This window comes from Mycolicibacterium hippocampi (genome assembly GCF_010723735.1).
Classification (GTDB): domain Bacteria; phylum Actinomycetota; class Actinomycetes; order Mycobacteriales; family Mycobacteriaceae; genus Mycobacterium; species Mycobacterium hippocampi.
In genome coordinates this window covers 1,140,304-1,155,082 of sequence record NZ_BLLB01000002.1, presented here as the reverse complement: position 1 = coordinate 1,155,082, position 14,779 = coordinate 1,140,304, and the positions used below count along the sequence as shown (strand labels likewise).

Annotated in this window: 13 protein-coding genes; 6 read left to right on the top strand and 7 right to left on the bottom strand. The window is 66.6% G+C overall.

Annotated features, from left to right (window positions below; genetic code table 11):
• The first annotated feature begins 1 nt into the window (after nt 1).
• Nucleotides 2-757 (top strand): succinate dehydrogenase/fumarate reductase iron-sulfur subunit, encoded by a 756-nt coding sequence (locus G6N53_RS06570; protein ID WP_163887749.1) that lies wholly within the window; start codon nt 2-4, stop codon nt 755-757.
• Between the two features lie 70 nt (nt 758-827).
• Nucleotides 828-1,223, top strand: a complete 396-nt coding sequence (locus G6N53_RS30120; RefSeq protein WP_237166708.1) for a hypothetical protein — start codon at nt 828-830, stop codon at nt 1,221-1,223.
• A 9-nt stretch (nt 1,224-1,232) separates the two neighbouring features.
• On the opposite strand, the gene G6N53_RS06560 is transcribed toward G6N53_RS30120, so the two are convergent.
• Nucleotides 1,233-1,691 carry an Lrp/AsnC family transcriptional regulator gene (locus G6N53_RS06560; RefSeq protein ID WP_163887747.1) on the bottom strand — a complete coding sequence of 153 codons (459 nt, stop codon included), beginning with the start codon at nt 1,689-1,691 and terminating at the stop codon, nt 1,233-1,235.
• A 61-nt stretch (nt 1,692-1,752) separates the two neighbouring features.
• Here G6N53_RS06560 and G6N53_RS06555 point away from each other — a divergent pair, with 61 nt between their 5' ends.
• The 3 genes from G6N53_RS06555 (at nt 1,753) to G6N53_RS29835 (ending at nt 4,295) form a co-directional block, all read left to right on the top strand.
• The gene (locus G6N53_RS06555) at nt 1,753-3,501 is read left to right on the top strand and encodes an acyl-CoA dehydrogenase family protein (RefSeq protein ID WP_163887746.1); all 1,749 of its coding nucleotides are present in this window, start codon (nt 1,753-1,755) and stop codon (nt 3,499-3,501) included.
• 117 nt (nt 3,502-3,618) lie between these two features.
• Entirely contained in the window at nt 3,619-4,074 is a 456-nt protein-coding gene (locus tag G6N53_RS06550) for a rhodanese-like domain-containing protein (RefSeq protein ID WP_163887745.1), read from the top strand.
• Nucleotides 4,075-4,133: 59 nt separating this feature from the next.
• Entirely contained in the window at nt 4,134-4,295 is a 162-nt protein-coding gene (locus G6N53_RS29835) for a hypothetical protein (protein WP_200845907.1), read from the top strand.
• Nucleotides 4,296-4,337: 42 nt separating this feature from the next.
• Here G6N53_RS29835 and G6N53_RS06545 read toward each other — a convergent pair whose 3' ends face one another.
• The gene (locus tag G6N53_RS06545; protein ID WP_371870878.1) at nt 4,338-4,892 is read right to left on the bottom strand and encodes a flavin reductase family protein; all 555 of its coding nucleotides are present in this window, start codon (nt 4,890-4,892) and stop codon (nt 4,338-4,340) included.
• Nucleotides 4,893-4,942: 50 nt separating this feature from the next.
• Here G6N53_RS06545 and G6N53_RS06540 point away from each other — a divergent pair, with 50 nt between their 5' ends.
• The gene (locus G6N53_RS06540; RefSeq protein WP_163887743.1) at nt 4,943-5,614 is read left to right on the top strand and encodes a GAP family protein; all 672 of its coding nucleotides are present in this window, start codon (nt 4,943-4,945) and stop codon (nt 5,612-5,614) included.
• A 6-nt stretch (nt 5,615-5,620) separates the two neighbouring features.
• Here the strand turns inward: G6N53_RS06540 and pe (G6N53_RS06535) are convergent, their stop codons facing one another.
• From pe (G6N53_RS06535) to G6N53_RS06515, 5 genes are all read right to left on the bottom strand, one after another.
• The gene (pe, locus tag G6N53_RS06535) at nt 5,621-6,760 is read right to left on the bottom strand and encodes an acyltransferase PE (RefSeq protein ID WP_163887742.1); all 1,140 of its coding nucleotides are present in this window, start codon (nt 6,758-6,760) and stop codon (nt 5,621-5,623) included.
• Nucleotides 6,761-7,091: 331 nt separating this feature from the next.
• Nucleotides 7,092-8,231: an acyltransferase PE gene (gene pe, locus G6N53_RS06530; RefSeq protein ID WP_163887741.1), complete on the bottom strand. Its 1,140-nt coding sequence runs from the start codon at nt 8,229-8,231 to the stop codon at nt 7,092-7,094.
• 148 nt (nt 8,232-8,379) lie between these two features.
• Complete coding sequence (locus G6N53_RS06525) at nt 8,380-10,134, bottom strand: AMP-binding protein (protein WP_163887740.1); 1,755 nt, start codon at nt 10,132-10,134, stop codon at nt 8,380-8,382.
• 96 nt (nt 10,135-10,230) lie between these two features.
• Nucleotides 10,231-13,278: an MMPL/RND family transporter gene (locus G6N53_RS06520; protein ID WP_163887739.1), complete on the bottom strand. Its 3,048-nt coding sequence runs from the start codon at nt 13,276-13,278 to the stop codon at nt 10,231-10,233.
• Nucleotides 13,279-13,356: 78 nt separating this feature from the next.
• Nucleotides 13,357-14,778: a condensation domain-containing protein gene (locus G6N53_RS06515; RefSeq protein WP_163887738.1), complete on the bottom strand. Its 1,422-nt coding sequence runs from the start codon at nt 14,776-14,778 to the stop codon at nt 13,357-13,359.
• Nucleotide 14,779 lies beyond the last annotated feature (1 nt).

The following is a 14,779-nucleotide window of genomic DNA, read 5'->3' as shown; positions in this document are numbered from 1 at the left end:
CATGGCTGCCTACAACGCAAGCTTGCGGGTCTGGCGCGGCGACGTCAGCGGTGGCGGGCTGCAGGACTTCACCGTCGAGGTCAACGAGGGTGAGGTGGTGCTCGACATCATCCACCGCCTGCAGGCCACCCAGACACCCGATCTCGCGGTGCGCTGGAACTGCAAGGCGGGCAAGTGCGGGTCCTGCTCGGCCGAGATCAACGGCCGGCCCCGGCTGCTGTGCATGACGCGGATGTCCACCTTCGGCGAGGACGAGACGGTGACGGTGACGCCGCTGCGGACCTTCCCGGTGATGCGCGATCTGGTCACCGACGTGTCGTTCAACTACGAGAAGGCCAGGGAGATCCCGTCGTTCACGCCGCCGAAGGATCTGCAGCCCGGTGAGTACCGGATGCAGCAGGAGGACGTGAATCGCAGCCAGGAGTTCCGCAAGTGCATCGAGTGCTTCCTGTGCCAGAACGTCTGCCATGTGGTGCGTGACCACGAGGAGAACAAGGAAGCGTTCTCCGGCCCCCGCTACCTGATGCGTCAGGCGGAGCTGGACATGCATCCGCTGGACACCAAGGAGCGTCGCGCCGAGCAGGCCCAGGAAGACAACGGCCTGGGCTACTGCAACATCACCAAGTGCTGCACTGAGGTGTGCCCCGAGCACATCAAGATCACCGACAACGCCCTGATCCCGATGAAGGAACGCGCGGCCGATCGCAAGTACGACCCGGTGGTCTGGCTGGGCGACAAGATCTTCCGACGCAAGTAGCCCGGTGGCGGACTCGGCGGCGGTCGTCCGCTCGGCAGAGACCGAGAACAGCTATGCCGTCGCGGGGTCGATAGCGACGTCGGACAGTGCCGTCGTCGCCGGGTCGGTCGTCACCCGCGGCAGCGCGGTCGTCGCCGGGTCGATCGCCACCGCAGGCAGCGCCGGGGTCGCAGGGTCGGTGGCCACCGCGGGCAGTGCGGTCGTCGTGCGTTCGATCGCAACCTCGGGAAGCGCCGCTGTCGCCGGGTCGATCGCCACCGCGGGCAGCGCCGCCATTGCCGGCTGCATCCTCGCCGTGCTGTGCCTCGCCTGCCGTGGATGCCTGGCGTGCCTGGGTTGCATCGACTGTGCGAAGTGCCGGGCATGTGTGGGCTGCATCGGCTGTGCGGACTGCATCGGCTGCGTGGGCTGTGTGAACTGCTCAGGGCTTCGAGGCGCGGTGGGCATGCGCAACGTGCATGCCTGACCATCGCCGTCAGGCCGGGGAGAGCCGACGCCCGGTGAGCGGGCTCGAGTAGACCACGCTGGTGGTGATCGTCCCCAGCGTCGCGATCCTTCCGGTGATCCGCTCCAGGTCGGACATCGAGCGCGCGAGCACCTTCATGATGAAGCAGTCGTTGCCCGTCACGTGGTGGGCCTCGATGACCTCCGGGGTGACGTCCAGCAGGTCGTGCAGCGGCTTGTAGTTGCCCGACGGGTACGCGAGCCGGACGAACGCCGTGATCGGGTAGCCCAGCGCGGGGGCCGCGACCGTGGCCACATAGCCGGTGATCACCCCGGCGTCGACGAGCCGCCGGACCCGATCGGCCGTCGCGCTCGCCGACAGCGACACGGCGCGCGCCAGGTCCGCAGTGCTCATCCGGCCGTCGGTCTGCAGCGCCTGAAGGATGGCCTCGTCGGTACGGTCCAGCGCAATCTGTTGAACACCTGGCATGTCGCCGATGATCCCACGGATACGGCGGTTCGGCTCTGGGCACAGGCGCTAGGTTCGACGCATGCCGACCTCCAGCGGACTGCTGCTCAACCCGAACACCTTCGACCCGGCGCACCTCGATCCGCAGTCCCGGCGTCAGCTGCGCGCCCTCATCGACTGGTTCGAGGACCGCGGGAAGGTCAGGCTGCTCCGTGACGACCTGGAAGCGACCTGGGTCAGCGACTTCCTGGACTTCGTCAAACGCGAGCGGCTCTTCGCCACCTTCCTGACCCCGTCGGAGTTCGCCGACGGTGATGCCGACAAGCGCTGGGACACCTCGCGCAACGCGGTGCTGAGCGAGATCCTCGGGTTCTACGGGTTGTCGTACTGGTACTCCGAACAGGTCACGATCCTCGGGCTCGGACCGATCTGGCAAAGCGACAACGTCAAGGCCAAGGAGAAGGCGGCCGCGCAGCTCGAAGCCGGTGGTGTGATGGCGTTCGGGTTGTCCGAACGCGAACACGGCGCCGACATCTACAACACCGACCTGCTGCTGGCGCCGGCCGATGAGCGCTCCCACGACACCGAGGGAGTGGTGTTCCGGGCGTCCGGCGAGAAGTACTACATCGGCAACGGCAACGTCGCCGGGATGGTGTCGGTGTTCGGACGCCGCACCGACGTCGACGGCGCCGACGGCTACATCTGGTTCGTCGCAGACAGCGGCCACGAGAACTACGAGCTGATCGACAACGTCGTCCATGGTCAGATGTTCGTCAGCAACTTCCGGCTCAACGACTACCCGGTGTACGAGGAGGACATCCTGTGCACCGGGCCCGAGGCTTTCTCGGCGGCTCTGAACACCGTCAACGTCGGAAAGTTCAACCTGTGCAGCGGCTCGATCGGGATGTGTGAGCACGCGTTCTACGAAGCAATCACCCACGCCAACAACCGCATCCTGTACGGCAACCCGGTGACCGACTTCCCGCACGTGCGCGCGAGCTTCGTCGACGCCTACACCCGGCTGATCGCGATGAAGCTGTTCAGCGACCGGGCGATCGACTACTTCCGCAGTGCCGGCCTCGAGGACCGCCGGTACCTGCTGTTCAACCCGGTGACCAAGTCCAAGGTCACCTCCGAAGGCGAGAAGGTCATCACGCTGCTGTGGGATGTGCTGGCCGCCAAGGGTTTCGAGAAAAACACCTACTTCAGTGAGGCGGCCCGCCTGATCGGGGCGCTGCCACGCCTGGAGGGCACGGTGCACGTCAACGTGGCGCAGATCCTGAAGTTCATGCCGAACTACATGTTCAACCCGGCCGACTACCCGGAGATCGGCACCCGCCACGATCGGGCCGACGACGTGTTCTTCTGGTCGCAGGGCCCGGCCCGTGGTGCGTCGAAGGTGCAGTTCGCGGACTGGACCCCGGTCTACGAGAGGCACTCCGATGTCCCCAACGTCGCCCGGTTCTACGAACAGGCCAACGCGTTCAAGGCGCTGCTGACCGCTGCGGCACCCGACGCCGATCAACAAGCCGACCTGGACTTCGTCCTCGTGGTCGGGCACCTGTTCACGCTGGTGGTCTACGGCCAGCTGATCCTGGAGCAGGCCGAGTTGACCGGGCTCGATCGTGACCTGTTGGACCAGATCTTCGACGTCGCGGTCCGCGACCTCTCGGCCTACGCCATCGCACTGCACGGGAAGCCGAGTTCCACGCCCTCACAACAGGCGTGGGCGCTGTCGGCCGTCCGCAAGCCGGTCGCCGACCCCGACCGCTTCGGCCGGGTCTGGGAGCAGGTGCGCGGTTACGACGGCGCCTACGAGATGCGCCCCTAGCCTCGAGCGTCGATCCACCGGCCTTCGGCCCGACATTCCGTCGATATCACGGCGACCGCACCGAAATCCCGGACGACGCCCGTTCTCCCGGTCGCTTCGCCGTTGTTCGATGTCCTCATGACCGATACCACTGCCGACCTCAGGCTGTCGGCTCGCGCGTTCTTCACCGCCAAGCTCGCCCATGAGATCGACTCCGCCGACCTCGCCGCGGCTCGCGCGGCGGGCCGAGCGCCGATCGTGGTGGACACCCGGTCCGCGGCGGCGTGGGACCGCGGCCACCTCCCGGGCGCCCTGCACATCCCCGGTGCCGAGCTGGCGCAGCGCGCCGGCACCGAGCTGCCTGACCGTGGTGCCGACCTCGTCGTCTACTGCTGGGGTCCCGGATGCAACGGCGCCACCCGGGCCGCACTCACGCTGAGCGAGATGGGCTACCAGCGGGTCCGGGAACTCATCGGCGGCTTCGAGTACTGGGCCAGGGAGGGGTTCTCGATCGTCGACCGGCAGGGACGCACCCGCCGCCCGGTGGACGATCTGACCGCGGTGCCGAAGACAGACGGTCATGCACGCATATAGACCCGCGGTGCGGGGGTAGGCTCCAGGAAGCAGCCAATCACTGGAGAAAGGCAGCTCATATGTCGATCCGAGAGCCCCAAAGCATCAACGACATTCGCACCGCGATCCGCGAGCTGAGCACCCGCGCCGAGCTGGCCCGCAGGGAGGGCCGCAGCGCAGACGCCGCCGAACTGGATCAACGCGTCACGCACTACCGCGAGGAACTCGGGGCCCGGCCCTAGCCGGGCGGTGTCCGACGCGCCTCAGGCGGTGTCCGACGCGCCTCAGGCGGTGTCCGATGCGCCTCCGGCGGTGCCCGATGCGCCTCCGGCGCCGAGCCTGCGGAACGTGCTGCGATGGAACACGATCGGCGGCACGTCCGGATGCACGGTGATGTCGTTGACCCGCAGAATCACGATGGTGTGGTCGCCGGCGGGGATCAACTGTTCGATGGCGCTTTCCAACCACACGCTGGTGCCGTGCACGAACACCGCGCCGCGTTCAGTGGATGCCGTTTCCAGGCCCGCGAACCGGTCGCCGGTCTTGGCGGCCAAGGCACGCGCGGCCGCGTCGTGCGACTCCCCGAGCACGCTGATGCCCAGGTAGGGCACCTCCTGCAGGCGGGGCCACGTCGTCGAGGTGTTCTGCACGCAGAACGACACCAGCGGCGGATCCAGGGAGACCGGCACGAAGGTGCTGGCCGCCAAGCCCACTCGGACGCCGTCGACCTCGGCGGCGATCGCGATGACGCCGGACGGGAAATGCCCGAACGCCTCCCGCAGGGACGACGGGCTGAGGTTGGTTCCCGAATTGGTCTGTGAACCGGTCATCGCCTCCATCATCACACGCCGCAGTCAACGTCGGCTGCGGACGGTAACGTGACGCCATCATGTGGGTTCCGCTTCTGGTGATGGCCGTCGCGGTCAGCCTGGAACCGTTCCGGATCGGGATGACGGTCCTGATGATCAACCGCCCACGTCCCGGGCTGCAGCTGCTCGCCTTCCTCGCCGGCGGTTTCGCCATGGGCACCGCGGTCGGGGTGGTCGTGCTGTTCGTGCTGCGGCCGGCGATGGACTCCGCGCATTTCACCCTGCCCAGGGTGCAGATCGTGGTCGGAGCCGTGCTGCTGGTCAATGCAGCGCTGCTGGCCACCGGAGTGGTGGGGCGTCGGCGCGGCGGCCAGGGCAGTCCGGCGATGGGCCGCTTCGCGCCGGTCGCGGTGCGCGCCAGGCAGCTGCTCGACGGCCGCTCGCTGTGGACAGCCGGCGCCGCGGGCCTGGGCATCGCGTTGCCGTCGGTGGACTACCTCGCGGCGCTGGCACTCATCGTCGCGTCGGGCACCGCGGCGGCCACCCAGTTCGGTGCGCTGATGCTGTTCAACGTGGTGGCGTTCGCACTGGTGGAGATCCCGTTGCTGTCCTACCTGGTGGCTCCACAGCGCACCCGGTCGACGCTGGCCGCGCTGTATGACCGGGTGCGGTCCCAGGGCCGACGCGGGGTGGCGGTGCTGCTGGCCGTGGTCGGCTGCGTCCTGCTCGGGATCGGGTTCGCCGGACTGTAGACGCCGTCAGGGCTGTGGCGGATTGTTCAGCACGTACTGGAGGCCGGACAGCAGCTGGGAGACCGGATCGGCGTCACCGCCGAAAGCGGCCTGAGTGGCCGGGGCGGTCACCTCTGCGGGGTCGTAGCCGTTGACCGGGTCCACCGTGATCGGGGCGGTCAGCGGGTCGTCATGGCGGGAGTAACCCGCGTCCACGAACGGCTTGAGTACCGCGTCGAGCTCGATGAGCGTCTCTTTGGGCACCCCGAGGTACTTGAAAGGCAGGACCAGCGGAAGGTGCTCCTCGGGGATCATGTACGTCGTCGTCTTCGCTCCCCTGGAGTTGACCGTCGTCCGGATGTTCTGCGGCGGAACCATGCTCGGCTCGGTGAACGCGACCGCGGTGTGACCGGTCGCCAGGCCGACGATCGCGTTCGCGACCGAGATCCAGTTGTCCGGCCGGTCCGGCCAGTCGGCGATGCTGTCGTAGGCCGAGATGAACTGGTGGGTGTCGTACTGGCTCTCCACCGGCGGCGGGATCCGGTAGTCCAGCGAGGGCACCACGCTGCCGACGGGGAAGTTCTGGGTCAGGAAGCTCTCACCGAACGCGTGCCGGGCCACTGGGTCGCCGTACATCGCGAAGCTCAACTCATCCGGCGGCGGCGCCGCCGGATCGTAGGCGAGCCGCGCCTGCACGTCGTTGAGCACCATCGCGCCCTCGGACAGGCCGATCGCGGTGCCGGGACCGCCCTCCCTGATGGCGCTGATGGTGTCGGGGGATCCGACGTCGACCGACTCGCCGACGCTCGGACCGTCGAGCCCGAGGCCGGGCACGAAGCTGTCCCCGAATGCGCCGATGCCGGGAAACAGTCGCTCCAGCGTGTGTCCCTGCACCTGCCCGGCGGGGTAGTCGACGATCTGCCGGTCCAGCCCGGGGAACCAGTCCGCGCCGGTGCGCATGATGTATTCGTCGTACGGGATGCCCAACACGTGGGCGCCGCCGAGGGCGTAGGCCCGGCCCGGGGTACCCAGCGGCGGCGGACCGTCGGACGACGACGGCCCGGCCGGCGCCACCTGACCTTCCTCGGCCACAGCAACTCCGAAACCGAAACACGCTGCGCCGCCGACCGTTATGAGCGCAGTGCCCAAGGGGAGAAGTCGATTCATCTGCCTGTGATACCCATCCCTTTGCTCGACTACGCGCCTCTCTCACCCAGACCTTACTCCGCCGGTTCGGGACGACCGGCGAGGAAGCTTCCGAGGCGCGGTTCCGCGCTCCCGAACAGCGGATACCGGATGTCGCGGATGTCACGTCGTCGCCCGCCGGTTGGGTTGCGCGCTGGCGCATTCGCGCAGCACAGACGGCGCAGCCACGCCGAGCACGGTGGGGCGGCCGGTGTACAGGACCACAGGTCTCGGACGCGGTATGGGACCTGTCGGATGACCCGTCAACAGCTCTACGGCAGTCGGCTGTGGTTTGCCGGAATGGGGCCGCCCGTCAGGGTCGCAGCTGACCGTTCAACACGTACTCGAGACCGGCCAGCAGCTGCCCCACCGGCTCGGCGGCAAAGCCGAAGTCAGAGGCGTCGGCGGGTACGGTGACCTCTGCGGGGTCATAGCCGTTCACCGGGTCGACGGTGATCGGTGCGGTCAGCGGATCGTCGTTGCGGGAGTAACCCGCATCCACCATCGGCTTGAGCACCGCGTCGAGTTCCATCAGCGTCTCTTTCGGCACGCCGAGGTACTTGAAGGGCAGGACCAACGGGAGGTGCTCCTCGGGAACCAGATACGTCGTTGTCCTCGCGCCCCTGGAGTTGACAGTAGTTCGGATGTTCTGCGGCGGCACATTGCTCGGTTCGGTGAACGCGACCGCGGTGTGACCGGTGAACAGACCCACGATCGCATTGGCGACGGACATCCAGTGGTCCGGCCGGTCCGGCCAGTCGGCGATGCTGTCGTACGGGGAGATGAACTGGTAGGTGTCGTACTGGCTCTCCACCGGCGGTGGCATGCGGTAGTCCAGCGATGGCACCACGCTGCCGACGGGGAAGTTCTGGGTCAGGAAGCTCGCGCCGAAGGGGTGCCGCGCCAACGGATCACCGTACGTTGCGAAGCTCAGCTGATCCGGCGGCGGAGCCGCCGGATCGTACGCGAGCCGCTCCTGCACGGCGTTGAGCACCAACGCGCCTTCGGACAGGCCCATCGCGGTGCCCGGGCCACCCTCCCGGATCGCAGCGACGAGGTTGGTCTCTCCGACCTCGACCGACTCGCCGACGCTGGGACCATCCAGGCCCAGGCCGGGGTAGAGGGTATCGAGCTGGCCGATGCCCGGGAACAGCCGCTCAAACGTGTGGCCCTGCACCTGACCGGCGGGGTAGTCGACGATCTGCCGGTCCAGTCCGGGGAACCAGTTCACACCCGTCTGCAGTATGTATTCGTCGTAGGCAACCCCCAGCACGCGAGCACCGCCGAGTCCGTACGCCCTGCCCGGGGTGCCCAGCGGCGCCGGGCCGTCAGCCGGGGTCGCGGGGGTCGGCGGTGCGACCGGGGTTTCGTCGGCCGCCGCGACTCCCAGACCGAGACAGCTCGCCGCGCCGATGGTTGTCAGGGCGGTGCCGAATGCGAGTAGCCGCCTCATGACCTTCTCGCACCCACTCCCGCTGCCCGGCCGCGCGTGGTTATCGGACCAAACCTTACTCTGCCGGACCGGCCGGCGCCGGTGTCAGCTGCGACTGCGCAGCCCCGGTCACGACGCCCACCGACTCGCCGACTGCACCGCGAGGGTCTCAGGCGTCCAACCGGGTGAACTGGTCGTGCCGGTAGTGCTCGGCACAGGCCGAGCGCCGGACCTTGCCGCTCGTCGTTGTCGGTATCGACCCGGGAGGTACCAGGACGAGATCCTCGACGTTCAAGCCGTGCACGTTGGAGATCGCGGAGGTGACATCGGACTTGACCTCGCTGAGCCAGCGCATCGGATCATCGTTGATGTCGGTTCGCTTCCTGATTTCGATCACGGTGACGAGCTTCTCGGTACTGTTCACCGGAACCGATATCGCCGCGACCCGGCCCCTCGTGATCTGTTGGACCGTGGCCTCGATGTCCTCGGGGTAGTGATTGCGGCCGCGAATGATCAGCAGATCTTTGATGCGGCCGACGATGTACAGCTCTCCCTCGGAGAGGAAGCCGAGGTCGCCGGTTCGCAGCCACGGCTCCTCGGGAGTGCCGGGCGAAGGGGCGACAAGTGTGGCGCCGAAGCACCGCTGTTCCTGTGGAGGTTTGCCCCAGTAGCCCTCAGCGACGTTCTCGCCGTGGACCCAGATCTCGCCGACGACATCCGGCGGGCATTCGCGGTTGGTGTCGACGTCGACGATCCGCACCACGGGTGACTGCGGCACCTTGTATCCGACCAGCGCTGTTCCGGCTCCCACCGCGCTCCGCCGAACGCGGCCCGCGCCCAGCTCTGCAGTGTCGAAGCGCGCCGTCGACGATGTTTCACTCCAGGTGCCTGACGCCACGAAGACCGTCGCCTCTGCCAGACCATAGGACGGACGCATCACGTGGTCCCGCAGATTGAAGTGCGCGAACCGATCGACGAAACGCCGCAGGGTCGCCGACTCGACGCGTTCTGCGCCGCTGATGATGCCGAGCACCCCACCAAGGTCGAGCCCTGCCAGGTCGCTGTCGGTGGTTTTGCGGGCAGCCAGCTCGAACGCGAAGTTCGGCGCCGACGACCACGTGTGAGGACTTCCGGCCAGCGATCGCATCCACCTGGCCGGTTTCTCCAGAAACGCCACCGGACTGGTCAAATCGGCACGAAAGCCGCCCAGGATCGGAGCGCAGACGCCCAGGACCAGACCCATGTCGTGGTAGAAGGGCAGCCAGGACACCATCGTGAAATCTGTGGGGACCTTGATTCCGGATTCCGCGAAATAGCTGCGCATCAGTTGCTCGAAGTTCACCTGCAGGTTGCGATGCGAGACGATGACCCCGGTCGGCCTACGGGTGGACCCGGAGCTGTACTGCAGATATGCGATGCCCGGCAGGTCGGCCGTCTCGATGCTTCGTCCGGCATCCACGTCCAGATCCAGCGCATCGATTTCGACGAGCTTCGGGGCGAGGCCAGTGACGGCTCGCCCGACCAGATCGCCGACATCGCCCGCGACCGCTGAGGTGGTCAGAACCATCGAGGGCGAGGTATCGGCGAGGACCGCACCCACATGCTCATGGCTGGCCCCCCGATGCGGGAGCGCGAGCGGAACGGCGATCAGCCCAGCCTGCATCGACCCCAGGAACGCCAGAATGTAGTCGAGACCCTGCGGGGCCAAGATCACCGTCCTGTCACCGGCTGACCCGTGAAGGCTGAGTTCGCGGGCCACGTTCACGGTTTGGCGGGACAGTTGAGACCAGGTGAGACTCTGGGAAACTCCCGCGACGCCTGCACCGTCGACGTAGTCGGTGAAGGTGAAAGCGACATCGTCCGGGCGCAGGCTGGCACGTCCGTGCAGCATCGACAGGATCGAGGATTGGGTCGAAGGCGTCACATCACGTCCGTGGCATGTCTGCGATGAGCTTTCTTCATGGCTACCTCTGACGCTCCGTTTTCGTTTCGTATCTTCACACAGATCACCTCAGGGTGCTCATTCCGCCCGCTGCTGGGCGCTTTCCGCTGGAGCCCGGGACTCCGCCGACGACGACGCCCGCGGTTCCACCCGAGACGGCCACCAGTTGGCCCGCCCGACCAGCGCGGCGATGGCAGGCACCGTGATGGTGCGCACCACGAAGGTGTCCAGCAGGATTCCCACGCCGATCACGAAACCGCCCTGGACCACGATGCCGATGCTGGAGAACAACAGCCCGGCCATCGAGGCGGCGAAGATCAGTCCCGCCGCGGTGATCACACCACCGGTCGATCCGAGGGTGCGGATCACGCCGTACCGCACGCTGTGCGGAGATTCGTCCCGCATTCGCGACACGAACAGCATGTTGTAGTCCGCGCCGACCGCCACCAGCACCACGAAGGCCAATGGGGGCACGCTCCAGTGCAATTCCTGACCGAGCAGCACCTGAAACACCAGAACGCCGATACCGATCGCCGCGAAGTACGAGACCACCACGGACCCGACGAGATAGAGCGGTGCGACGATCGAGCGCAGCAACAGGGTCAGGATCAACAGGACGACGATGACCGCCGCGATGATGATGAAGCGGATGTCGCGCTCGTAGTAGTCGCGGGTGTCTCGCAGCGCAGCGGGGAAGCCACCCATCGAGATCGAGGCCTCGGCGAGCGCGGTATTGGGCTGGGCTCCCCGGGCGACGTCGTTGATCACGGTGACCTGATCCATCGCCTCGGGGCTGAACGGGTTCAGTTCGGTTTGCACGAGATACCGCACCGAGTGCCCGTCCGGGGAGATGAACGCCTCGGCTGCCATCTTGAACTCCGGCGCGTTGAGCACCTCGGCCGGGATGTTGAAGCCTGCCATCGTCGAGGCCGCGGCATCGTGTCGCATCGTCAGCAGGAACGTCGACGCCTGGTCCAGTCCCGCAGCCATCACCTGGATCTGCTCGACCAGTTGGTCCACGCCGCCGGCAACCTGGCGGCTGCCGTCGGCCAGGCGGTCGGCGCCGTCCTGCACCTCGGCCAGGCCGGCCTGCGCACCTGCCGGTGAGTCGAGGCCCATCGACTCCATCGCCCGGGTCAGCGTGGCGAGCGCACCGTTGAGCTTGTTCACTGTGGCGGTGAGGGTCTGGCGGTCGTCGACGCCCTGCAGCTGTCCCGCCAGCTGGTTGATCTCGTCGACGCGGCCGTCGTTGCGCGCTGCGACCAACTTCTCGAACTGGGCGCGGGTATCGACGCACGACGGGTTGGCGTCGCAGACCCGGTTGCCCTGCAGCGCCGTCAGCACGGGGCCGATCCAGGCGAACATGTCTCGTACCGCGCGGAAGTTCAGTCCCATGGACAGGCCCAGCTTGTTGACGCTGTCGACGAGCTTGGCGGCGGTCTCGACGTCGCGCACCAGCTTCTCGCCGCCGTATTCGGTCCGCACCGACGAGAACGTGCCGATCAGGCTTTCCAGGCTGGGGGCGATGTCGTTGACCTGCGCACGGACGTCGCCGAGGGTGTCTGCCAACGTGTTCGCTCCGTCGGCGAGTTCGTTGAGATCTCCGGAGCGCTCCCCGATCTGCGCGGCGCCGGCGGCCAGCCTGTCCCCGACGATGCCTGCCTGGAACGTGGCACGGAACTCCCGCGGCACCTCGCCCAGCGGCCGGGTGACGCCGCTGACCAGACCGACATCCGGCAACTGGGCGATCCGCGAAGCCATCTGCTCCAGGTCCGCGAGGGCCTGCGGGGTGCGCAGGTCACGCGGGGACTGGACGAGGATGTACTGCGGGATGGACTGGCTGATCGGGAAATGGCGTTCCAGCGCGGCGTACCCGACCGAACTGGGCGCCGACGCCGCCACCGCCTTGCGGTCGTCGTAGTTGAAGCGCGCGAAGCCGGCACTGCTGGCAAGCAGGATCAGCACCAGCAGGCTGGCCACCAGGTGCGGCACCGGCCGGCGCACGATGCGGATGCCGGAGCGTCTCCAGAACTGGGCGGTCAGTTCGCGCCGCGGCTTGACCCAGCCGCGCGGCCCGGCCAGCACCAGGATCGCGGGTAGCAGCGTGACGCCGGCCAGGAACGCCACCCCGATACCGATCGCCGACGTCACCCCGATCGTCCTGAACACGCCCATCTGGGCGAAGCTCATGACGAGGAACGTGATGCCCACGGTGGCGGCGGATGCGGTGATGACCTTCCCGATCGAGATCATCGCCGACCTGACTGCCTCGTCGAAGCCGGCACCGGACCGCAGATAGTCGTGGTAACGGCTGATGAGGAAAACCGCGTAATCCGTGCCGGCGCCGGCCATGATCGCGCTGAGGAACACGATCGACTGGTTGGACACCCCCGATCCGGTCAGTTGGGAGTAGCCGGCGGCAACAGCCTGAGCGATCAGCAACGACGACCCGATGGTCACCAACGGCAGCATCATCGTGACCGCGCTGCGGTACACCAGCAACAGCACCCCGAGGACCAGGACCGCGATCGCGATCTCGATCGGCAGGCGGTCCTGCTCGCCCGCGACGGTCAGGTCCGCGACAGTGGCGGCGGGCCCGGTGACGTACACGGTGAGCTGACTGCCTGGGGGGCCGCCCGTGAGACCGCCGGTGGGAACATTGTGTTTGACCAGGTCGGCCACCCGGTTGTAGGAGTCGAAAGCCCGTGGTGTCCCCAGCTCACCTTCGAGGTTGACCGGCAACACCCAGGTCGTCTTGTCCTCACTGGTCAGGAACTGCCGCAGTTGAGGAGTGCTGACAAAATCCTGCACCGACACGACGTCTGTGACGTTGTCACGCAGTGCGTCGACCACCTCGCGATAGGTGACCTCGTCGGCGGGCTGGAGCCCACTCTCGTTGATGAAGGCGATGACGAGGAGGTTGTCGTTGCCGGTTTCACCGAATGCCTCGGCCATCTTCGTGGCGGTGACACTCGAGGGTGCATCGCTGGGCAGAATGACGAGCGGATGCTTCTCGGCCATCTCGCCCAGCGACGGGAACGACAACGGCAGGGCCACCGCCATCACGATCCAGACCCCGATCACCGCCCAGGGCCACCGCACCACCAGATCGGCTAGCCTGCGCATGTCACTCGCATATCGCCCCCACCCGCTGCCCGCACGGTCTGCGTGGGGGCATAGCCATGACCCGCGGTTTGCTCCACGCTACGCGACGCGTCCCCAGTGCCCGGTGTCTGCGACCTGCCCGCACACCGACTTCATCGCCTTCAAGTATCGCGCAACCGATTTCGCGGCGATCGGGTTGTCAGGATGCAAGATCGCCATCACCGTGCCCTCGCCATACCTGAATATGTAAAGGGTCAGCTGATAGGAAAATCGACCGTCGGGGTAGATGCCGATGTTGTCCGCAAGGCCCATTTCCCCGGCGGCCAGAATCGCGTTGAGTGGGGCGGCACCGCCGTGCAGGAAATTCGACACGGGAAAGTTCGGCTCGGGCCATTTCAACCACGGCGCCAACTCCAGCACACGGTAATACGGCACCTTCGCCATATGCAGACCCGAGTCGAAAGATGCCTGCGCTGCGCCCACCGCTTCCCCGAATGAGGCCGCGCCTATTGGCACAGTGATCGGGATCAAGCCGGTGAACCAGCCTTGTGTCATGAAATTGTCCATACCGGCGCGCGAATCCCGGGGAGTGAGCCCGTAGTACGTCAGGGCGCCGGTCAATTCATGCTCGACCTGGGCGAGGCAGGCGAACACGCCGCCCACGAAGCGCGCGCCGGCCGCTGTGCAGGCCGATTCGAAGCGCTCCGTCTGGGCCGGGTCCATGAGGACCTCGGAGGTCATGGTGCTGCTGGTGGTCTCCAGCGAGTTACCCAGCGGGAGTGGAAACTCCGGGAAGCCCCCGCTGTTCTCTTCGGCGAAGTCGATCCATGCCTGCACCCCGGGTGAGTCCACGGTCAACTCCGACGTGTGCTCACGCTCCCGCACACAGAAATCGTCGAAGCTACCGGGGTCGGGAAGCACGAGTGCCTCACCGCCTCCGCTCAACGCCGAATACATACCGTTGGCTTCCATCATCGTGGTGCCTATCAATGTCGCGTCACCGTGGACGTGATCCATTGCTGCGAAGAATGCGAAGCGCTCTTCGTTCTGAACGATCCCGAAAGTGAAGCAGCCCCATTCCAACGGATTCGGTATGGCCACGACGTGATCGCGTATTTCCTCGACTGTCATGTGGCCATGATCGATCGGCTCGAATTCGATATCGTTCGGATCGACGATGGTATGCCGAACGAACTCACCGTCGCAGACCTGTTCGAACCAGCTGCGGAATGTGTCGTGCCGGCGAAGATATGTGTTGACGGCGTGATCCATGGCAGCGATGTCGCACCGGCCGCCCACTTCGCAACTGGCGATGATCTGTCGCGAAAAGGTCAGTCCCGCGGCTGTGCGCTGGCTGTAGTTGCGAAGGTGTTGGCCCTGCATGTAGCTGACCGGGACCGAACTGACCGGCGCACGTCGTGCCTTTTGCTGAGCCGCCGCCGTGGGATGCCACGACGTGACCGAACCTGGAATCAACGACCATTCATCAAGTGCACCAACCGTTATCTTCCCGATGCGCAAT

Coding starts and splice junctions, on each gene's coding strand:
- G6N53_RS06570 (WP_163887749.1), top strand. CDS start 2: ATGGCTGCCTACAACGCAAGCTTGCGGGTCTGGCGCGGCGACGTCAGC.
- G6N53_RS06560 (WP_163887747.1), bottom strand. CDS start 1,691: ATGCCAGGTGTTCAACAGATTGCGCTGGACCGTACCGACGAGGCCATC.
- G6N53_RS06555 (WP_163887746.1), top strand. CDS start 1,753: ATGCCGACCTCCAGCGGACTGCTGCTCAACCCGAACACCTTCGACCCG.
- G6N53_RS06550 (WP_163887745.1), top strand. CDS start 3,619: ATGACCGATACCACTGCCGACCTCAGGCTGTCGGCTCGCGCGTTCTTC.
- G6N53_RS29835 (WP_200845907.1), top strand. CDS start 4,134: ATGTCGATCCGAGAGCCCCAAAGCATCAACGACATTCGCACCGCGATC.
- G6N53_RS06545 (WP_371870878.1), bottom strand. CDS start 4,892: ATGGAGGCGATGACCGGTTCACAGACCAATTCGGGAACCAACCTCAGC.
- G6N53_RS06540 (WP_163887743.1), top strand. CDS start 4,943: ATGTGGGTTCCGCTTCTGGTGATGGCCGTCGCGGTCAGCCTGGAACCG.
- pe (WP_163887742.1), bottom strand. CDS start 6,760: ATGAATCGACTTCTCCCCTTGGGCACTGCGCTCATAACGGTCGGCGGC.
- pe (WP_163887741.1), bottom strand. CDS start 8,231: ATGAGGCGGCTACTCGCATTCGGCACCGCCCTGACAACCATCGGCGCG.
- G6N53_RS06520 (WP_163887739.1), bottom strand. CDS start 13,278: ATGCGCAGGCTAGCCGATCTGGTGGTGCGGTGGCCCTGGGCGGTGATC.